Source organism: Paenibacillus wuxiensis, assembly GCF_040195695.1.
In the GTDB taxonomy this organism is placed as follows: Bacteria; Bacillota; Bacilli; order Paenibacillales; family Paenibacillaceae; genus Paenibacillus_B; species Paenibacillus_B suaedae.
Genome location: NZ_JBEFZI010000004.1, coordinates 488,402 through 508,396 on the forward strand (window position 1 = coordinate 488,402; position 19,995 = coordinate 508,396).

17 protein-coding genes are annotated in these 19,995 nt (G+C 47.0%); 16 read left to right on the forward strand and 1 reads right to left on the reverse strand.

Going from position 1 to position 19,995, the window contains the following annotated elements:
• Nucleotides 1-199: 199 nt before the first annotated feature.
• From ABN764_RS11210 to ABN764_RS11240, 7 genes are all read left to right on the forward strand, one after another.
• The gene (locus tag ABN764_RS11210; protein ID WP_446671912.1) at nucleotides 200-2,116 is read left to right on the forward strand and encodes a heavy metal translocating P-type ATPase; all 1,917 of its coding nucleotides are present in this window, start codon (nucleotides 200-202) and stop codon (nucleotides 2,114-2,116) included.
• A 133-nt stretch (nucleotides 2,117-2,249) separates the two neighbouring features.
• The gene (locus ABN764_RS11215; protein ID WP_446671980.1) at nucleotides 2,250-2,894 is read left to right on the forward strand and encodes an SGNH/GDSL hydrolase family protein; all 645 of its coding nucleotides are present in this window, start codon (nucleotides 2,250-2,252) and stop codon (nucleotides 2,892-2,894) included.
• Between the two features lie 202 nt (nucleotides 2,895-3,096).
• Complete coding sequence (locus ABN764_RS11220; protein WP_051614014.1) at nucleotides 3,097-4,074, forward strand: AraC family transcriptional regulator; 978 nt, start codon at nucleotides 3,097-3,099, stop codon at nucleotides 4,072-4,074.
• A 194-nt stretch (nucleotides 4,075-4,268) separates the two neighbouring features.
• Nucleotides 4,269-5,876 (forward strand): potassium/proton antiporter, encoded by a 1,608-nt coding sequence (locus ABN764_RS11225; protein WP_446671913.1) that lies wholly within the window; start codon nucleotides 4,269-4,271, stop codon nucleotides 5,874-5,876.
• 87 nt (nucleotides 5,877-5,963) lie between these two features.
• The gene (locus ABN764_RS11230; RefSeq protein WP_446671914.1) at nucleotides 5,964-6,758 is read left to right on the forward strand and encodes an alpha/beta hydrolase family protein; all 795 of its coding nucleotides are present in this window, start codon (nucleotides 5,964-5,966) and stop codon (nucleotides 6,756-6,758) included.
• Between the two features lie 373 nt (nucleotides 6,759-7,131).
• Nucleotides 7,132-7,413, forward strand: coding sequence for a hypothetical protein (locus ABN764_RS11235; protein ID WP_072727370.1), 282 nt, complete (start codon nucleotides 7,132-7,134; stop codon nucleotides 7,411-7,413).
• Nucleotides 7,414-7,562: 149 nt separating this feature from the next.
• The gene (locus ABN764_RS11240; protein ID WP_446671915.1) at nucleotides 7,563-9,686 is read left to right on the forward strand and encodes a methyl-accepting chemotaxis protein; all 2,124 of its coding nucleotides are present in this window, start codon (nucleotides 7,563-7,565) and stop codon (nucleotides 9,684-9,686) included.
• A 114-nt stretch (nucleotides 9,687-9,800) separates the two neighbouring features.
• Here the strand turns inward: ABN764_RS11240 and ABN764_RS11245 are convergent, their stop codons facing one another.
• Nucleotides 9,801-10,610, reverse strand: a complete 810-nt coding sequence (locus ABN764_RS11245) for a DUF4097 family beta strand repeat-containing protein (RefSeq protein WP_446671916.1) — start codon at nucleotides 10,608-10,610, stop codon at nucleotides 9,801-9,803.
• 406 nt (nucleotides 10,611-11,016) lie between these two features.
• Here ABN764_RS11245 and ABN764_RS11250 point away from each other — a divergent pair, with 406 nt between their 5' ends.
• From ABN764_RS11250 to ABN764_RS11290, 9 genes are all read left to right on the forward strand, one after another.
• Nucleotides 11,017-12,144 (forward strand): nucleotide-binding protein, encoded by a 1,128-nt coding sequence (locus ABN764_RS11250; RefSeq protein WP_446671917.1) that lies wholly within the window; start codon nucleotides 11,017-11,019, stop codon nucleotides 12,142-12,144.
• A 74-nt stretch (nucleotides 12,145-12,218) separates the two neighbouring features.
• Nucleotides 12,219-13,484, forward strand: a complete 1,266-nt coding sequence (locus ABN764_RS11255; protein ID WP_446671981.1) for a TadA family conjugal transfer-associated ATPase — start codon at nucleotides 12,219-12,221, stop codon at nucleotides 13,482-13,484.
• The gene (locus ABN764_RS11260; RefSeq protein ID WP_065292410.1) at nucleotides 13,459-14,232 is read left to right on the forward strand and encodes a type II secretion system F family protein; all 774 of its coding nucleotides are present in this window, start codon (nucleotides 13,459-13,461) and stop codon (nucleotides 14,230-14,232) included. The genes ABN764_RS11255 and ABN764_RS11260 overlap by 26 nt, the downstream gene beginning before the upstream one ends.
• 40 nt (nucleotides 14,233-14,272) lie before the next feature.
• Nucleotides 14,273-15,154 (forward strand): type II secretion system F family protein, encoded by an 882-nt coding sequence (locus ABN764_RS11265; RefSeq protein ID WP_174810083.1) that lies wholly within the window; start codon nucleotides 14,273-14,275, stop codon nucleotides 15,152-15,154.
• 51 nt (nucleotides 15,155-15,205) lie between these two features.
• A complete protein-coding gene (locus ABN764_RS11270) occupies nucleotides 15,206-15,382 on the forward strand; it encodes a Flp1 family type IVb pilin (RefSeq protein WP_021256385.1) in 177 nt (58 codons plus the stop codon).
• Between the two features lie 187 nt (nucleotides 15,383-15,569).
• Nucleotides 15,570-16,103 (forward strand): pilus assembly protein, encoded by a 534-nt coding sequence (locus ABN764_RS11275; RefSeq protein ID WP_446671918.1) that lies wholly within the window; start codon nucleotides 15,570-15,572, stop codon nucleotides 16,101-16,103.
• 47 nt (nucleotides 16,104-16,150) lie between these two features.
• Nucleotides 16,151-18,406, forward strand: a complete 2,256-nt coding sequence (locus ABN764_RS11280; protein WP_446671919.1) for an acyl-CoA cholesterol acyltransferase — start codon at nucleotides 16,151-16,153, stop codon at nucleotides 18,404-18,406.
• Nucleotides 18,375-19,412 carry an AAA family ATPase gene (locus tag ABN764_RS11285; RefSeq protein ID WP_268623672.1) on the forward strand — a complete coding sequence of 346 codons (1,038 nt, stop codon included), beginning with the start codon at nucleotides 18,375-18,377 and terminating at the stop codon, nucleotides 19,410-19,412. Before ABN764_RS11280 ends, ABN764_RS11285 begins: the two co-directional genes overlap by 32 nt.
• 37 nt (nucleotides 19,413-19,449) lie before the next feature.
• Nucleotides 19,450-19,959: an A24 family peptidase gene (locus ABN764_RS11290; protein WP_174810082.1), complete on the forward strand. Its 510-nt coding sequence runs from the start codon at nucleotides 19,450-19,452 to the stop codon at nucleotides 19,957-19,959.
• The last annotated feature ends 36 nt before the right edge of the window (nucleotides 19,960-19,995 follow it).

Below are 19,995 nucleotides of genomic sequence, written 5' to 3' on the forward strand. Positions count from 1 at the left end.
CTGTTTGCAGATATTCACATTTCTTGAACTGTTGATTATAATAAATACAGTAATGTTGCCTCAATTCAAAAAAAATGACCATAGTGAAAATTAATCTCATTCTCAATACACATGCTGCTTCCAACACGGAAGCAGCATGATGCATTTTTAGGGGATTAACAACGATAGTCATTTTCATTTGAAGAGAGGATGAAATGAAATGAACAATACAATTTCGATGACAACATCATGGAAGCAATGGCTTGGCGAACATAAAGAATCCTGCGCTGCAGCTGGAAGCCTGCTGTTTCTGCTGCTAGCCATGTTCAGCAATCAGCTTGCTGAACAATGGGCGGTAGCGTGCTATGTACTGTCTTACGTGTGTGGAGGATGGCTTAAGCTGAAGGAAGGCATTGTTACGCTGCTTCGCGACAGAGATTTGGATGTTAACCTACTCATGATTGCTGCTGCACTTGGCGCTGCTTCGATTGGATACTGGTCTGAAGGCGCAGTGCTCATTTTCATTTTTGCATTGAGTGGCGCACTTGAAACCTTTACGATGAACCGCAGCTCACGGGATATCTCTGCGCTGATGGATTTGAAGCCGGAGCAAGCGCTCGTCATTCGAAATGGGATTGAATGGTTACTGCCTGTAGAGCAGTTGATAATAGGGGATCTTGTGCTTGTAAAGCCAGGTGAGCGTATACCAGCAGATGGAACGGTTCAGGATGGCCAATCCTCTGTCAACCAATCCTCGATTACAGGAGAGAGCATTCCTGTAGATAAGGCCATGGGGGATGACGTATACGCAGGAACGGTGAATGGGCAAGGGGCTTTGTATGTTACTGTATCGAGATCAAGTGACTCGTCTCTCTTCGCGAAGATCATTCGCCTCGTTCAAGAAGCTCAGAGTGAGATGCCCAAGTCGCAGCGGATGATTGAGAAATTTGAACATATATACGCAAGAGTGATTATTGCTGCAACCTTGGCGCTTGCAGTTCTTCCCCCACTGCTGCTGCAAGAAGCATGGTCGGATGCCTTTTATCGGGCAATGGTATTTCTCGTTGTTGCCTCACCATGCGCATTGGTTGCCTCTATCATGCCAGCAACACTGTCTGCTATCTCGAACAGCGCACGAAAAGGCGTATTGTTCAAGGGAGGCGCATATTTGGATCTTATCTCGCACGTAAAGGCAATTGCCTTTGACAAGACTGGAACGCTCACCTCAGGCAAGCTGGAGGTTACGGATGTCATTCCGTATGAATCAATGGATAAACAGGAGCTTCTATCTGCTGCCGGAGCGTTGGAGAAGCTGTCCACACATCCGATCGCTAAGGCAATTGTTGCTGAAGCAGAGCGTAACCAAGAGCATACAGAAGCCACTGAGCGTTTGCTGCGCCCTACTCAATTCCAAGCACATGCCGGGCAGGGCATTGAAGCTGAATGGGAAGGGAAGCAATGGAGAATCGGCAAGCCGTCATATATTTGCTCTGAGCAAGGGATGGATGAGATGATTCGCGCTCAGATCGAATCATTGCAATGCAAAGGCAAGACGGTGATTGTGGTGGAGAGATCCGAGCGTGTTGTCGGTGTGATCGCGCTCCAGGATCGCATTCGCCCAGAGGCGATTGAAATGGTGAAGCAACTGAAGCGGCAGGGCATAGAGGTGGCCATGCTGACAGGCGATCAGAGACAGACGGCAAGTTCTATTGCTTCCCAAGCAGGAATTGACTTGGTGTTCTCCGAACTGCTGCCTGAAGATAAGCTCAACATTATTAAGAAGCTTAAGGAGCAATATGGACAGGTGGCGATGGTAGGCGATGGCGTCAATGATGCGCCTGCACTGGCCAGTGCAACTGTCGGGATTGCTATGGGGGCGGCAGGCAGTGACGCAGCTTTGGAGACCGCCGACGTTGTCTTGATGAACGATGATCTGGCCAACATCGCGCATGCGATCCTGCTGGGGAGAAGAACACAGTCGATTGTAAAGCAGAACATCATATTCGCTGTAGCGGTCATTACGGGGTTAATTGCAACTAACTTCATACTCGGGATTCCTCTCCCGCTTGGAGTCGTCGGACACGAGGGGAGTACGATTCTTGTCATCCTGAATGGGCTTCGGCTACTGCGATCCTAACATAAAAATTTGAATGGTTGCCCAAGTGGGCAGGAATTGATGATCTCCCTATTGAATTAGGTATGTGGAAAAAAACTCCTAAGTGAGGTTATGTTTTGGATGTTGTTTCCATAATGTGTAGGGAGGTCATTGTATTATGCTGCAGCATGGGGATAAGATCGTTATCATTGGAGATTCCATAACGGATTGTGAGCGGGCTAGACCGTATGGGGAAGGATTATTCGGAGCCAATGGCAAAGGATACGTATCCATGTTCGATGCACTAGTTCAGACGGAGCATCCTGAGATGGGAATTCGCATTGTGAATATGGGCATTAGTGGGAATACAGTGGTTGATTTAGAGCGTAGATGGGAGACAGATGTCGAACAATTGGAGCCGGACGGACTTGTTATTTGTATTGGAATTAATGATGTCTGGCGTCAATACGATATGCCCTTCGTGTCGGAGCAGCATGTAGGTTTGGATCAATATTATGACACCTTGAATCGTCTCGTTGAACGATCCAAGCCGAATGTACGCTGGATTGCGTTAATGACACCCTATTATATTGAACCGAACCAAGAAGATGCGATGCGCCGAACGATGGATGAATACGGTCGAATTGTTAAGGAGATCGCGAATGAGCATGGTACATTATTTGTAGATACACAGCAGGTCATGGATAAGCTGCTGGAGCATTTCTATCCGGCTACACTGGCATGGGATCGCGTTCATCCGAGCGCGGTTGGACATATGGCTCTAGCCAAAGCTCTGTATCAGGCATGTTTTGAGGAGTAATCCTCATGGGAACAGGAAGCCTACATGATTTTTTCAGGTAAGATCACTGGGCCTTCCTGTCGCATTTTCCCTCATAGACAGTCTTTAAACTTCCACATTGTTAAACATGCTTGTTGAGAAGAGGGATAAACCGCTGTTCGTGCAAACGCTTACATTAAGAGCTTTCCAAATTCGATATTTCTAGCGAATAGGAGGGGAATTGATGTCTGTAATAGGTAGTCAGCCCGCAATGAAAAACATGTGGATTGGCAGAAGCATTGAGGAGTTCTCATCAAAGGGTGTCGTATTTTTTCACTCGAAGTTTGAATTTCCAGAGGCTCTCCCTTGCAAATTGTATCGGATCGACCACACTCACGGCAATTTGCATGAGCATACCCATGATTATTTTCAAATTTGGTATGTCGTGAAGGGAGGGATCATGCATTCTTATCTCGGGAGACGTCACAAAATGCTCGCGGGAAGTGTATGCATCGTGCCTCCGTTTGCGGTACACGGTGTGGAATGGATTCCGGGACGACAGACGGAAGTCATTGGCTGCGAGTTCTTACCTTATTATATCAATGAGCGCTTTACCCAGCCTGAACTCCAGAGTAATTTCATGGACTATCAGTATTTGCATCCTGTGCTAAGTGAAGGGGGAAGGAAGCCAACTTTAATGTCTCTCTCCGGTGAAGAAGAACGACATGTGAGGACGATTCTGGAGGAGATGCAGAGGGAGTTCCGGATGAAGACAGCTCATTACGGGCTTGTTTTAAAGGCGAATTTGCTGAAGCTTCTCGTTCTGTTGAGCCGGGGAAGTGAAGACAATGACACGAGAACAGTCGTGCAGGTAAAGAAGGAGGAAGATCGTATAAATAAGCACCGAGAGGCTGTTCAAGTCTCTCTTGATTATGTGCATAAGCATTTTCATGAGGATATTCGTCTGGAGCAGATTTGCCGGCTTGCATCACTATCCAAGACCTATTTCTGTGATGTGTTTAAATCCTACACAGGCAAGTCATTTAACGAATATTTGAATGATTTCCGCATGCGTCAGGCAAGCGAGATGCTGCTGACAAGAGATACTACAGTAGCAGAGGTATGTCGGGCAGTCGGATTTCGCGACTTAACGCATTTTTCAAGGATGTTCAAACGGTGGACGGGAATCCCTCCTTCTCATTATCGCAAGAAGAGCCGCTAAATATAACGAATACTTATGATTCATATACAGGAACCGGCGACACGTTCTTGTTGCCGGTTGTATATTTCGCAGCCTGTTCATAAGTTATTCTTATTTATTCGGTAGGTATACAGTATAATGGAGGTACAGTATGTAAACGCAATCCTCCATATTCCATCTTGATTGTGCTGGACGATACTGTATGCGATATAGTGATGAAAAGGGATGATGCGAATTTGTGGACGACGGATATGATTATTTTCTTATTTGGTTCTTTACTTCTAGCGGGAGTGATTAGTGCCAAATTCTCGAATCGATTCAATGTGCCTTCACTTGTATTGTTTATTATTGTAGGGATGGCATTGAATCCTCTCATTTATTACGATAATGCGAAGTTAACGCAGCTATTCGGGATTTTGGCTCTGATCATTATATTGTTCGATGGAGGAATGCAGACAAGCTGGCGTGACATTCGACCTGTCATTGGCGGATCCGTATCGCTTGCAACCATCGGTGTATTGATTACTGCTACGGTTTTTGGTGTGTGTTCGGTATTTATCTTAGGAATTGATTGGAAAGAGGGCATGTTGATCGGTGCGATTGTCGGCTCTACGGATGCCGCAGCCGTGTTCGCAGTTCTCGGAAGCCAGAATGTGAAGAAGCGATTGACCTCCACCTTAGAGGCGGAATCAGGAACGAATGACCCGATGGCCGTCTTCTTGACGATATCATTCATTGAATGGATTCAGATTCCGGATCTTTCCGTATGGGAAATGCTGTTCTCATTTGTATGGCAAATGGGACTTGGACTTGGCTTAGGACTGCTCGCAGGCTGGTTCATCGTTCAAGTATTGAATCGAATTGCCCTTGATACATCTGGCATGTACCCTATACTTGCAATCGGATTCGCGATCCTAACTTATAGCGGTGTTGGTCTGCTGAAGGGCAGCGGCTTCTTAGCTGTATATGTGATGGCACTTGTCATCGGCAATTCCGATTTGCAATATCGTTTTACAATTGTAAGATTCAATGAGGGCTTCGCCTGGCTGATGCAGATCATGATGTTCATCCTTCTTGGACTTCTCGTGTTCCCGCTTCAACTGCTGGAGATTACATGGCAAGGTCTGGTGCTGTCAATTCTTCTCATGTTCGTCGCAAGACCGCTCGGTGTATTCATTAGCTTGATGTATAGTAAGTTTACAGGCAAGGAGAAGACGCTTATTGCTTGGGCAGGGTTAAAAGGTGCGGTGCCTATTGTTATGGCGACATATCCTATGATTGCAGGCTTAGAGCATGGACAATTGTTCTTCAATATTGTATTTTTTATTGTTCTGACGTCTGCCCTTATTCAAGGGGCTACCATTTCTCCGCTTGCGAAGCGGCTTGGATTGGCTGGCGAACCAGGCGGGCAGCAGGTACATGCGCTTGAGCTGGTGTCGGTCGGGAAGACGAACATGGACTTGGTGAAGAAAACGATTGAGCCTGGTGCTTGTATAGAGAACAGCTACTTGCATCAATTAAGGTTGCCGGATGACACCTTGATTACAGCTATAATTCGTGGGGAAGAGATGATTGCGCCCAAAGGAACCACGCAGTTATTGGCAGGAGATGTGGCTTATGTACTCGTTGCCAAAAATCAAAGGGATGAAATAAGAAGATTGTTCACCGAGCAGATCCAAGATAATCAATGTACGGTGACAAGTGGCAGTGCCGCGGATCGAGACCAGACAACTGTAGACACCCAATCAGACACAGAGAATCAACCGATAGTGAGCTCGACAGAACGTACGGTTGCGGAGAATAAGTGGCAAGGAAAAGACTAATGTATTCATGCAGGGGAAGGCACCATGATGAACATACCATGATGAGTTAGTACGATACAATGACTTTCAAGGGGGAAGTGGAATCGTATGCTAGGATTGGAGAAGCACACATACAAAATTCGCAAAATTGCGACGGAATGGAAGCGGGATGATAAGACGTTGCGTGGCTTGATTACTCTGCCTGTTACGGAACAACCAGTAGCAGCAGTTGTAATGAGTCATGGATTTACAGGGCATATGCTGGAGGGCAGAGGCTTCTTTCGACGGCTTAGTGAACAGTTGGCACAGGCTGGTGTCGCCGCGATTCGCTTTGACTTCGCAGGCAGCGGTGAGAGTGATGGAACGTTTGAAGAAATGACGCTGTCAACTGAGCTGGCGGATGCATTAACTGTATTTCAAGCCGTGCGTTGTATGGAAGGCATTGATTCGAATCGTGTCAGCTTACTGGGCTTCAGTATGGGGGGAGCGGTATCGCTTCTGGCAGCTTCACAGCTGGGAGAAGAGGTGCATCGCTTAGTGGGGCTTTGCCCTGCTGCCAATATCTTTGATATTGTAGCTAGAGAGGCGGCCGGTTCACGATTCAAGCAGCTGTTGGAAGAAGGGCGTATGGACATGAATGGCTTCATCGTAGGCCAAGGATTGCTGGATGATACGGCACAGCATGATATGTATGCTGCTGCATCTCGTATCCACTGTCCAACGTTGTTCGTTCATGGGACGGCTGACGGCGCTGTTCCCCCTTATATTTCTTATCGATTGGCAGCTGCGATGGATGGGCGTGCTAACATTACGTGGATTGATGGTTCTGATCATGTATTTTCGTTGTCTGAGCATTCGAAGCAAGTCTGTGAGGCGGTTGTGAAATTCTTAACAGATAAGTAGCAAAAAGTTATGGCGTAGGGGACGGAAAAAGAAGTGACTGATGTGATTTATCTCCTTTTATTGGTATGAGCAATGCTGCACAATAGATTCAGGTATGGCGTCTATGCATTGGCGTATACGTCATGCAATGTGCCCGTCCATCTGCCCCCCAACTCCAGGTAGGGCGGGACACTTTGCGCCATTTACGCATCTGCTTGCGAGCGGGTGCGTTTTGTTCTTTCTAGAGGCTTTGCTGCAGAGCATACAGTTTGAATAATAAAAAAATGAGGAAAATGTTTCATAATACTATTGTGAAATAGGACTAATTAACCGATATTAGTAGTAGTGCGTAAAAGTACAGCGAGGTTAAGAGAAGAAAGGTGAAGGCAAATAGATGAAGTATGAGAAATTGAATGAAGAGTTTAAGCATGTTGGCTACAGTCCGTACCGTTATGTTCATATTGTGGATGTAACGACAGAAGCAGTTGATTTTGATCACCGTGAGAAAGAACGTCTCGATCAATTAGTAATTGGGTCAGAAGAACCAATGACTGAAGAACAGTTGAAGGAAGAGGCACGCGCGAAGTTGATGGAAGAGCATCCAGATTTCCAGTTTTTCCGTGAGGTACAGGTGGCGAAATTGGATGTAGTGAAGTGCTTTGATCTAGAACTGTAGTAGAGACGAGAAGGAAGCAGCGTTTGTGAATTTGGATGCTAAGTTCTCCCCTTAGGTGTGTTTTATGCAGCGGGTACGATGCCGCACGTAAGGGGACGAGCTTTCTAAATAGCAGCACAGGTACCTATAGCGATAAGGAGATGAATCGGTTGTTCAAGGGGCTTAAGAGAGTACAGGGGACGACATCACGGAAAGTGGATTGGAAATCACTCGTTTCATCCGTATTTCAGAATCCATCCCGTTCCGTGGGAACGAAGTTATTTCTTGTATTTGTAATCAGCATTATTGTGTTCGTTTTTAGTGTTGGCATGATTTCGTATCTATTCTCCAAGAATGCAATTGAAGATCAAGCATCCAAGTCCAATTATCAGACTATGATCCAAGCAGCGCAAAAAATTGATCTTCAGCTGACCCAGTTCAACAATATGACGATGCAGATTATGTTCGATCCAAACCTGACTGCTTCGCTCAAAACCTTGAAGGACAATCAGCTTAGCGCTTATGAAAAGATTCAATCTACGGAAGCGATTACGAAAACGCTTCAAACCTACAGTGTTGGCAATCCATTAATCGAGAACATTTATTTGATCCCAATTGATCCAAAGCGCAATACGATGGCTGCACTTGGCATTCGGAGTAAGCTGGACGATTTGCGCAAGCAACCATGGTTTGAAGAAGCAACGAAGAGCAATGGACAATCCATTTGGGTAGATACGATGCCGAAAGGTGTTGATAAGGCGCCGGAGGCTACATTCGGTATTGCAAGACCAATGCGTGATTTGAATTCCGGAATGGCTGAATACATCGTTCTGATGGAAATTAGACTGGCTACTTTCCAGAAGTCGCTCGATGGGATTAATCTAGGCGAGGGATCTACCGTTCAAGTGGTGAATCGTGCGGGTCATTTTATTTATACCGAGGAAGATGGGAAGTTGACCAAGGAAGCTCCGAAGTGGCTTCTGCCGGAGGTTGAGGAGGGCAATACTAGTGCGATTAGCGGAAGCGGGAAGATAAGCTCTGATTCCGATGGCGAGATGCTCCTGGTCTATGATCAGATGCCGTCGAGCCGATGGCTGCTAGTTGGAGCGGTCCCTGTAGCTGAGCTGGTGAAGGAAGCCAAGTCCATCTTGACACTTACATTCATCTCTATGCTGGCTGCCGCTGTCATCGCAGTCGTAATCGGCTGGTTGGTGATTCAATGGGTAGCGACACCACTCGTGAAGCTGCGGAATCTCATGAATGAGGGTGCACAGGGCAATCTGGCAGTACGCGCAGTTCCTAAGTCTAAGGATGAGATTGGCCAGCTTGCGAATGGGTTTAATACGATGATGGAGCAAATTACGAATCTCGTGAAGAGCACAGATGCAAGCGCTCGTGCCGTCTTAGATACAGCTTCTTACTTGTCTGAAGCATCACGCAGTACTGCAATTTCTGCGAAGGAAATTGCGATTGCCACAGAGGAAATTGCGAAGGGAGCCACTTCGCTGGCGGTAGAGGCTGAGCGAGGTCACGATCTCACGCACAGCATGGCTTCGCAAATGTCGAAGGTCATAGATGCCAACGGACAAATGGATCATTCGGTACAGGCGGTTGCCGAATCGAGCACACTTGGTGCATCGAACATGACTTCCTTAATGAGTCGCACGACTTCCACCGGTGATATGATGCGCTCGCTTGCGACGAAGGTCAATACACTGAGTGACAGTACACAATCGATTCGCAAAATTTTGGATGTCCTTCATAACATGACGAAGCAAACGAATATTCTGTCCCTCAATGCAACCATTGAGGCTGCGCGTGCAGGAACTGCAGGCAAGGGCTTCATGGTCGTTGCAGATGAAATTCGGAACCTTGCTGATCAATCAAGACAGTCCATCGATATCGTTGGGCAAATTACGGAGAAGATTCAGCTAGAGATTACGGAGACCGTAACAGCGTTGTCAGAAGCATTCCCTCTCTTCCAGAAACAAGCGGAAGCTGTACAGGAGACAGATGTCATCTTCTCAACGGTACAGCAGCAGATGGATGGCATGATTCAGCAGCTTGGAAATGTGACAGGCTCCATTGGGCGTCTAAATGAGGCACAGTCCATTCTGGTAGAAGCGATGAGCAATGTAAGTGCGGTCGCGGAAGAGGCATCTGCTACTTCCGAAGAGGTTGCATCGTTAAGCACGGAACAGTTGAATGTATCGAACCGCTTAGTCGAGCTGTCTCAGCAGCTTGAGGATGTATCCTCGAATCTGAAGGAAACCTTATCTCAATTCAAATATTAGTACCGATAGAGAAAGCCCGTATCTCCAACGAGAGATACGGGCTCCTGTATGATCGGCGTCTTTAAAGCATCTATATAGTAGAATGGCAGTAGCTATTTTTCTTGATTTTCTGATTTAACGATTTAATTCGATCTCGCCTACCTGAGTAGAAATCAATAAAGATGGGCTCTTCGTATTGGCTGCCCCAATATGGCCTTTAACTTTCTTCGATACGATCATATTGGATGTACTTGCCCCGTCCAACTCGACATTATTAGTGATACTTCCCATATTAGTGGACAGCTCTACAGCCAGTGACTCCAGCTTCTCCGGAAAATCAAATGTTATCTTGCCAAACTCAGTATGAAGCTTAGTGCTCTCCATTCCCATTACATTGGAGGATGAAATATCGCTCGCACTGCCGTTGACAACTAGATGGCTAGGATACAGCCCAGACTCGGATTCAAGTGAGAGTTTTCCAAAATCATTGATAATCTCTAAAGTGTCGTAATCCTTGACTGGAACTCGGACAATTAGTGATGGCGGAGAATCTGTATTTATGAAACTTTTTTGTTTAGAATGCAATTTAATCGTCAGCGTATTATCGTTTATTGTGCCGCTCACATCTGTCTCCATTGACCTGGATGTTCCATCTATAAGCTCATATTGTGCTTGACTTAATTGATGATCTCCGATAACGGTAATGTGGGCAGCTGTACTTTGAATTCGGATCGTATGTACTTGGTTAACATCAAATTGTTTTTTCTTTGGATTGCTAGTTGATACTTTGCTCAGTGCAGTTGAACCTTTTTCAGATATAGCTGAAGAAGATACTTCTGTGATGCTTGTATTCGATGCAGCTGTGGTTGTATGATCCGAAGCACACCCTGCTAAACTTATACTTGCTGTGGATAAGAGAATACATGCAAATTTGGTGTATCTCATTGTTCGTCTTCCTTTCAAATAGTAGTGTAATTACAAGTGGGAACTATGCAAACAAGACATGCTTCATGTTACCTGATTAAGAAACATTTGGTAACGGACTTCGGTCTGTTCACGTCCTAGACTTATGTCTAGGACGGAGAGGCTAGACTTGGATCGACATATTTGACAATGACCGGAAATTGGTTGTAACGATTTATTTAGGGAAAATATGTTGAAAATTGGATGGTATTATGATACTGTTGAAATAACTTCACACAATAATGTACGGAAGCACCGTCATGAATCGAAGCATCAATATTGATGCCCGTTTAATGGCGGTGTTTTTTTATGTCCATATTGAATTGCGGGGCGTTCTAATCCGTGAAGTAGAAAGGGGGGGAGTGGGATTAACAGATGGGATATCGTAGTGGCACATCCGCAGAAGCGCATTTTAGACGGATACACAGATTATTGGAAGCAATCGACCTATGCTGAGAAGCTTCACCTTCGTGTATTTACTCAGGCGGATACGCTTGGTCACTATTTGCGTTTGAAGCCAGGCATACATGTTCTAGTTGCGGCACCTGAGCTGCTTGGGACACTCTCTTCATCCGATGTGAGAGGAATAATCGTGATCGCATTATCCGCAGAGAAGTCTGAACAACTGACAGAGGCCGACTTCCCTTGTAGGATAGAGAATCCATATCAGCCCATTCCGCAACTGTTCCAATCCATCATTGAATATTGTGAATCGGACAATGCCTTCGAAGGGGACAAGCGGAGCAACACAGCGTGCCGTATCGTTGGCGTTACTTCAACCTCAGGCGGAGCTGGGAAGTCAACAACGGCATTTCATTTATCCGCTGCGGCTGCTCAATCAGGTCTTCGACCCTTCCTTCTGAATGTAGATCCGATCCAAGAATACAGTTTGCTGCTACAAGAAGCGATCGAACAGAACGAAAATCAGAGCAACTTAGCACAATTATTTTACTACTTGAAGAAAGCTCAGGGAGGGCCTGGGAGTGAGCTGCTGTCCTTAGATCCATATATGCTGAGTGTTCCTGCAATAGGAGCGCGAATGCTCCATCCGAAGCAGTTAGCAGAGGAATGGAAGTGGATGGATGCCAGTATGCTGCGATTATTGTTGAATACGCTTCGGAGCAGCGGGCAGTACGACTTGATTATTGTGGAGGGCGCGCATTTTCACTCTCCATTCGAAGCGGTATGGGATGTGGCAGATCAGGTAATGTGGCTGCTCCTAGATGATATGGCCTATATACAGAAGACGAAGCTGTTGCTGCAGCAGTGGGTGCTTGCGGAAGAGTCTGTTGTGCGGCATCGAAGCAAGCTCATTCGGATGGGTGTGAATCGTTATATGGGGACGATGCTCAATTCATGGCAGCAGCGTGATGCTCCGATCTCAGGATATCTGCCTTACATACCGGCTTGGAAGCAAATTTATCGATTTGATCAATGGCTTCAATCGAGTGTATTCCGCTCAACCTTGGAGGAATGGGCAGGTTCAGAGTTGGGATTATTCAGCGGAGCGCGGTAAGGGGTGAGTCGATGGTACATGGGGACGAGGGGTACCAGTTCCAGCTGAAGCCTTCTGGGACAGAGTCTAATCTGATGTCGCTTGATGAATTGTATCTTACAATTCGGCAGCAGGTGCGCGAGAGTATGGAATGGGGGGAACCGTTATCTGATGAAGCATTAACAGAGAGGATCGAACAAGCGTTGTTTGCGTTTTCGAAGGCGATGAAATTGACCTCGGCAGATATTCGAATGGTAGTACGCAGAGTTTTTTATTCTTTCCGTGGTCTTGATGCGCTTCAGCCGCTCGTTGATGATCCCGAAATTACGGAGATTATGGTGAACAGTCATCGGGAATTGTTCGTTGAACGTCAAGGACATATGGAGAAATTAAATCATACCTTCGAAAGCGAGGAGAAGCTGGAGGACATTATTCAAGCGATCGTCTCTCAAGTAAATCGTACGGTGAATGAGTCTTCACCAATCGTCGATGCGAGATTGCGAGATGGATCAAGGGTTCATGTTGTTCTGCCCCCAATTGCGCTTAAGGGACCCACGGTAACGATTCGGAAGTTTCCTTCTAAGCCGCTTCATATGGAGGATCTCATACGATACGGCGCGATGAGTGAAGAGGCGGCACAAATTCTGCAGACGCTGGTAAGGGCGAAGTACAATTTGTTCATCAGTGGTGGAACTGGATCGGGCAAGACGACGTTCTTGAACGCTTTGTCTCAGTTCATTCCATCTGATGAACGGGTGATTACAATTGAGGATGCAGCAGAGCTGCAAATTCATTCAGTGCCGAATCTGGTGTCATTGGAAACGCGCAATGCGAATTCGGAAGGAAAGGGAGCCATAGCCATGCGTGACCTTATTCGAGCTTCGCTTCGGATGCGGCCAAACCGCATTATAGTGGGAGAGGTGCGTGGTGCTGAGGCTTTGGATATGCTTCAGGCAATGAATACGGGCCATGATGGTTCTTTATCTACGGGTCATTCCAATGGGCCCAAAGATATGGTGAGTCGCTTGGAAACGATGGTATTGAGTGGGGCTTCGCTGCCGGTTGTCGTCATTAGACAGCAGATTGCCTCCGCAATTGATGTCATTGTTCATTTGGCAAGGATGCGAGATGGATCCCGCAAAGTGCAGGAGATTGCAGAAGTAATTGGATTTGCAGAAGGTGAAGTGAAGCTGTCGAGCCTGTATCAATTCGTGGAACATGGGCAGGAAGGCGGCAAAATTCTAGGAGGCCTTGTTAAGCGCGATACGCTGCAGCATGTGGACAAACTGCGAATGGCGGGGCTGACTCTGCCTCAAGCAGAAGGGGGCGCGGACGATGAAGGGATCGAAGATCAAGACTGAAGCTGGACTGCCTCGCTACGATGTATATCATTTGAACCGCAAGGAGCAGCTACTGGCGATCTTTGTTGGATGTTCTGTAATGGCTGGAATCGGATATCTATTCTACCAGCATTGGATCGGGATGATCCTGCTGTCAGTCATTGGGGTTCGATTTACCCAGATTCGGCAGCGGACACTGCTGGAACGAAAGCGGTCACAATTGACCCAGCAGTTCAAGCAGACCTTGTATTCTTTGTCTTCTGCACTAGGTGCAGGGCGATCAATGGAGAATGCTTTCCGTGAGGCTGCACAGGATTTGAGGCTGCTCTATCCCGGAACTGATGTGGATATGATTCGGGAGCTTCGTATTTTGTCGTTGCGAATGGAGAATGGCGAGCCAGTGGAACGAGCCATGATGGACTTCAGTGAGCGGGCCCAGCAGGACGATATCGCGAATTTTGCAGATGTGTTTGTTACTTGCAAGCGGACAGGCGGGGATTTCATTGAAGTGGTGCGCAGAACTTCCTCCGTTATTGGAGAGAAGATGGATATTATGCAGGAGATAGAAGTATTAGTCGCACAGAAGAAGCTGGAGATGAAAGCGATGATGGCTGCTCCATTTTTGTTTCTAGCTTTTCTCAATATGACGTCGCCTGATTTTATGACGCCGTTATATGAAGGAGTCGGCAGAGTGATTGCAACAGCTGCATTGATTGTGTTGTCTATTGGGATCTTGCTAATTCGCAAATTAATGGATATTAGAGTGTAGTAATATCGTTTATGTATTATAGCAGGGAGGAGGTTGGTAAATGCTGCCCTCATGGATGTGGGGATTGGCATGCCTGCTTGTAATAGGGATTTATGCTGTGATGAATCAAGTAGGAAAGGCCCGCTATGCGGAATTACTTGCCTCGATCCAGTCTGAAGTAAAGACAGCGAAATGGCTTCCAGCACCTCTGATGTGGCTGGAACGATTACAACCAACGCTTGATACGCATCCTGCACTGGTTCAGTTGAGGCAGTCGCTTATGCAAATGCACGGTCCAGCCCTGTCCCATACGATGTATCGCGCACTTCTGGCGGAGATGGGATTGTATGTATTTGCGGGCGTCGTAGCTGGATGTATTCTCCCTGCTGTGACGGACGGAAGTTTCGCCAACATGGCTGGAGGGATGCTGCTCGGTATCGTTCTGCCGCTAGTACGCGGGAAGGAGGTTGTCGGTAAGGCGGAACGCAGACGTCAGGATATTCAGCTGGAGCTCCCCGAATTGATTAATAAGCTGAATCTGCTCGTACAAGCGGGAGAGACAGTTCCCAAGGCTCTTGCAACTTGCATTGAGCGGAAGAAGTCGGAGAACGAGCACCCATTATACATCGAACTATTCCGAATGATGTCAGATGTACAGAATGGTTATTCTTTTGCTCAGGCCATGGAGCTGCTGGCGAAGCGCTGCACGATGCAGGAAGTTTCGATGTTCGTCACGACGGTGCTGATTAATCAGCGGCGTGGAGGAGAGACATTTGTGCTCGCGATGGCGGATTTGAGTCGACAGCTGTGGGACAAGCGCAAGGCGGTGGCCCGCAAGCGAGGCGAAGAGGTATCTACCAAGCTGGTGTTTCCGATGATGCTCATGTTCCTCGTTGTACTAGTTGTCGTAGGAGCTCCTGCATTGTTAATGATGCAAGGGTGAGGAATAAGCAATTTCACTTATGATGTAATTCAATTGAAGGAGGATCATGATATGAATTCACTTTGGAAACGGTTATGGACGGAAGAAGATGGGCTTGGAATGGTAGAACTGGTCATTATCATTGCAGTTATTGTAGTATTAGCGATTGCTTTTAGGGAGCAAATCAAAGGGTTTCTGACAAGGCTGTTCACGAAAGTAGATAAACAGACGGATGAAATTTTTAAATAGTAATTGTAAGTAATAATTGGAGGTAATAGAGGAGGGTTTCAAGCTGCATAAAAAGCTACGTAAATGGTGGAAACGGCTTGCCTCCGAAGATGGGGCCTACACCGTTGAAGCGAGTATAATCTTTCCGGTTGTTTTCTATTGCTGCTTAGCAATGCTCTTCTTCGCCATGTTGATGTTCCAGCATGTTATGTCATCACATGCTGCTACGTTAGCGGCGGAACGGGGGGCGGCGTTCTGGGACAACAGCTATAAAGATGCAACCAGGGGATCTTACCCTGTAGGAAAACATGATGGTCTGTACTGGCGGATTCTGGATGATTATATGCTGGATCGTTTGCTTGGTGTTGTGACCGGCAGTGTGACCAACGAAGTATCACTGCCGGTCAGTAGTGACTCTGAGTCTCTGCCGGAGAAGAAGCTGATACGGGCAGGAAGACTGCTGCCTCCGTTATTCCATGGAGAGATGAAATTCGACAATATTGCAATTGAGCGGAAGGTGACCGTCTCACTCGAACGGCCATTGTATCAAACGGCATTCGAACGTTTAACTAGACGTCGTGTATCTGGAGAAGGAGGAGCATCTGCTGCAGTCGTAGAGCCTGTAGAATTTATTCGTTCCGTAGAATTTGCGAGGTACATGTCAACGAAGCTGGCTCAATGGAATAAGAAGGGGATATCGAATGAACAAGCTGCAGATACAATCAAGCGTGCGGCGAAATAGCAAATCCAATGATGTAGCGATGTCTCATACATGCGGAGGTGCTGGAAATGATGGGGGACGAGAGTAATGCCCGAATACGGCGGAATTTGTGGAAAGAAATTCGAGGTTCCGTGTCCGTCCTGCTCATTTTCATAGTAGCTGCAATCTTTTTATTTACAAGTGTACTGATTGACTACGCACGAATTGCTGCTGCTGAATGGAGGGCAGAGGTACTCGCTCAGACTGGAGTTCGCTCCGTCATGTCCGCCTATGAACCGGCACTGCAGCAGCGGTATCAATTGTTTGCTTATGGGAAGAGCGATCCTGCTTTCATAATGGATGAAGTGATGCGGGATCAGGCTGAGCTTAAGGCGACGGGGGTCTTTCCCTGGGTGCCTGTGCTGCTTGATAGTCATACTACCTCGATCACTAGGGAACTTGGTCGATATGACGAACTCGAGCGGCAAATCTTAGAGGAGATGAAGTATAAAGCTCCTGTTCAATTTGCCTTCGATTTGTCCAGCAAGTTGAAGCCGATGTCCAAAGTGATGAAGGAGGCAGCGCAGACGACAGAACTGTTATCCAAGCTGCAGAAGCTAGTTGATAAGCGCGATAAGGAAATAGCCTCTGCCCTCAAGCTCCAGAAGTCGCTTCGCAATTATGCGGCGCGTTCTGATCTTTCTAGTCGGATTGCAACGGGAGAAAGTGATATTATGCGCGACAGCTCGCTTGGTTCAATTAGAAGTGCAGCGGATGTGGGAGCTCAATATGCAGACTATGTACATAAGATTCGTCTGGATTCGAATCGCGGTAAGGATGAGGACAAGCAGTATGAGAATGAAACGGATGACTATGAATCCGATTCATGGGATATATCGCGTAGGCTGACATCTACAACATCTAGTTTGCTGGATCAACATCGCATCGGATTGAACACAGCTCTGTCGCATATAGAGAAAGCCCGTCAATATAATGAGGACATGAAGCGTGTCATTCAAGAGGTACGCGCAAGCTCGAACTATAACGGTTATGACCGAGTTGGACAATCTAGCGAGCAGAGTGAAGGGACAATGGATGAATCGGACCAGATGTCAGATTCGATTAAGCGTATTAATGAAGCTGCTGATGACCTAGTGCTGCCAGACGACTTCCTTACCGAATGGAAGCAGGAAATGGAAGAACAGCATCGGAGTATGGAACAAGTAAATGATGCAGCAAACCGTGTTCAATCGATGGTCAGTCAAATCGTCGGGAGAAGCATATCCGCTTATAACTTGAAAACTTCGATCCTCAGTCTGTGGAGGCAGTGGGAGCAATATGCAAAAGATTATATTGGCAGCTCGAATGTGATAGATGCTAGAGAACAGCGATTTGAACAGGGCCGATCTACAGAGAATGAACGCAAGCAGAAAGAGAAGGAAGCGAATAGAAAGCTCGGGAAAGCGGCAGACTTATTGTCCTCATTGAAGAAGCTGAATGATCAATTGAAGGAGCATGAACAGCTGTTTCAAGAAGTGAAAGAGAAGGCTAATGCAATCGCTGCATTTAATGAACATGAATCCAGTGAGGAGTCGGCAGTTGACCAAGAACGTGACGATGCGGTAGAAGAGGGGAAGGAGTCTATGGACGCTGTTACCTCTATCTATGATAGCATTGCTAACGGATTTAGCATGTTAAGAGATCGTTTATACCGTGATGAGTATGCGTTTCTCTATTTCAACACCTATGACCCTACGAATTTGAAATCGATACTTACTTCAGAGCAGTCTGCGGAAGAACTGATAAAGTCCTTATCCATACATAATCAAGAAGTGGAGTACCTATTGTATGGTCTTCATAATCCAGCAGGCAATGTGGCTGCAGCGTTGGGGGAGATCTTTGCTATGCGGCTTGCCATTCGTACAATGGAGGGCTTTATCGAATGTGCGAACTTGAGACATCCGCTGCTTATATTAGTAGCAGCTATTATTTATGGGATTGAACAGGCAGTTCAGGATTTAATCCTTCTTGTTACGCAAGACAAAGTGCCAATTTCGAAATACTTGCCTTCCGTCACATTGTCTTACTCGGATCACTTGCGATTATTTATGCTCGTCCATGGCAGTCGGGAAGGAATGTTGAAGCGAATGCTCGCACTCATTCATCAAAATACAGGTATCGACCCCACGACAAGAGGTACCTATGGCGAGACGGAGCTCCGAATAAGCACACCGTTGTGGTTTCTACCCGGGGTTATGAAGTGGATTGGACAAACCGGCATATTGGGCGGTGAAGTCGAGAATGGAAGATACTATGCAACAAAGACATCTGTGTTCTCCTATTAGTGGCAAGTTACTAGCTCGGGCAAGGGGCTGGTTCGTACGATTTGGCAATTGGCTCCGTCGCTATATGGGGGACGGTAGAGCCAGCATCACAGTCGAAGCTGCGCTAATGCTGCCTATGGTGCTGCTTTTGTTTTTGTTTTTTGTATATATGATTTACGCTTCTGTCATTACGACATCCTTGCAATCTGCTGCGACGAATACGGTGAAGCAGATTGCCGCTCATATGTATCCTATCGAACTGATGACGAAGAAGGTTGGAGCGGAAGCAGTGGACAATAACAGTCCTTGGCTCCGCAAGCCGCCGGCAATCGCTCTGAAAATGACAGCACGTCATTTCGCCGAGCGCTTCAGCAATGCTTTGCCACCTCCATTGAATCAATGGGCATCCGAACATGTGGTGGATTGGGCGGAGAAGCGAGCGGAAGCGGCGGGGGAATGGGGCCAAGCGCGAGTCGGAGAAGCCTTGATAAAGCCATTGTTCGTCCGTTACGGGATTCAAGGGACACTTAGAGAAGATCGGATCCGGATCACACATGTGAAGCTGCCGGATATTGTGGAGAAGGAAGACCCATATATCGCAATTGAAGTGGAATATGATCTGCCGATGCGTGTGCCGTTCTTATATAAGACGATCACGATCGCTGCAAGAGCATCTGAGAGAGTTTGGATTGGGGATGGTCCGCAGCCCGGTTCAGCCAATAGAGAGTCAGGCACGGAAGAGAAAGGTGCGCCACCCGCTTTTGTTAGTTTGGAACCGGAACCGCTATTTCCAGGCCGCAAGGCCAAGTTAACAGCGAAGGCTAAGCCGCATGAAAAAGTCGAACTCGTAATCTTCTATAAGAGCGGCAAGAGCCAAGCGAGGCACATCGGTTGGGCAGAAGCGGATGCCGATGGGAATATAAGCTGGCTATGGCATGTCTCAGGCAATACAACCTCAGGTACGTGGAGATTAGTTATGAATACGGGAGACGGTAGAAGTGCGGAAAGGCAATTTATCGTAAAGTGATCTGGAGTCATACCGCATGGGAAAAGGGGGCTGCCAAATGATGTGGTCGAGTTGGCTATGTGGGATATTGCTAGTGGCTGCGTTCACCACGGATTTGCGTACTCGTAAAATACCAAATTATTTAACGGTCTCAATAGTACTTGCTGCTCTAACTGGATATTGCGCTGTAAGTGGATGGGACGGTTTGCTGTTCAGTCTATTCGGAGCGGGCTGTGGGTTTGGGAGCATGCTTGTTCTATTCTTGCTGCGTGCGGTCGGGGCAGGGGATGTGAAGTTGTTTGCAGCGATTGGCGCCAGCATGGGAGCTAATTTTGCATGGGAGACGTTTATCTATGCCATTATCTATGGGGGACTGATTGCAGCAGGGATTATGCTGTTCGGGCATGGGAGAAGGTGGAGGCGCATCGGGATCGCAATCATTCAATTTTTTTGGCTTCGCTCCGTAACACCCTTGAAACAGCTAACATTGAACCAAGCGACCTTTCCATTTATGTGGGCGGTACTGCCTGCAGCGGCAACCGTATATTGGACTCAATTATGGATATAGGGGGTGATGAGGGGCGATGTATGGTTACCGGTCGGA

Coding starts and splice junctions, on each gene's coding strand:
- ABN764_RS11210 (WP_446671912.1), top strand. CDS start 200: ATGAACAATACAATTTCGATGACAACATCATGGAAGCAATGGCTTGGC.
- ABN764_RS11220 (WP_051614014.1), top strand. CDS start 3,097: ATGTCTGTAATAGGTAGTCAGCCCGCAATGAAAAACATGTGGATTGGC.
- ABN764_RS11225 (WP_446671913.1), top strand. CDS start 4,269: ATGAAAAGGGATGATGCGAATTTGTGGACGACGGATATGATTATTTTC.
- ABN764_RS11230 (WP_446671914.1), top strand. CDS start 5,964: ATGCTAGGATTGGAGAAGCACACATACAAAATTCGCAAAATTGCGACG.
- ABN764_RS11235 (WP_072727370.1), top strand. CDS start 7,132: ATGAAGTATGAGAAATTGAATGAAGAGTTTAAGCATGTTGGCTACAGT.
- ABN764_RS11245 (WP_446671916.1), bottom strand. CDS start 10,610: ATGAGATACACCAAATTTGCATGTATTCTCTTATCCACAGCAAGTATA.
- ABN764_RS11255 (WP_446671981.1), top strand. CDS start 12,219: ATGTCGCTTGATGAATTGTATCTTACAATTCGGCAGCAGGTGCGCGAG.
- ABN764_RS11260 (WP_065292410.1), top strand. CDS start 13,459: ATGAAGGGATCGAAGATCAAGACTGAAGCTGGACTGCCTCGCTACGAT.
- ABN764_RS11265 (WP_174810083.1), top strand. CDS start 14,273: ATGCTGCCCTCATGGATGTGGGGATTGGCATGCCTGCTTGTAATAGGG.
- ABN764_RS11270 (WP_021256385.1), top strand. CDS start 15,206: ATGAATTCACTTTGGAAACGGTTATGGACGGAAGAAGATGGGCTTGGA.
- ABN764_RS11275 (WP_446671918.1), top strand. CDS start 15,570: ATGTCATCACATGCTGCTACGTTAGCGGCGGAACGGGGGGCGGCGTTC.
- ABN764_RS11280 (WP_446671919.1), top strand. CDS start 16,151: ATGATGGGGGACGAGAGTAATGCCCGAATACGGCGGAATTTGTGGAAA.
- ABN764_RS11285 (WP_268623672.1), top strand. CDS start 18,375: ATGCAACAAAGACATCTGTGTTCTCCTATTAGTGGCAAGTTACTAGCT.
- ABN764_RS11290 (WP_174810082.1), top strand. CDS start 19,450: ATGATGTGGTCGAGTTGGCTATGTGGGATATTGCTAGTGGCTGCGTTC.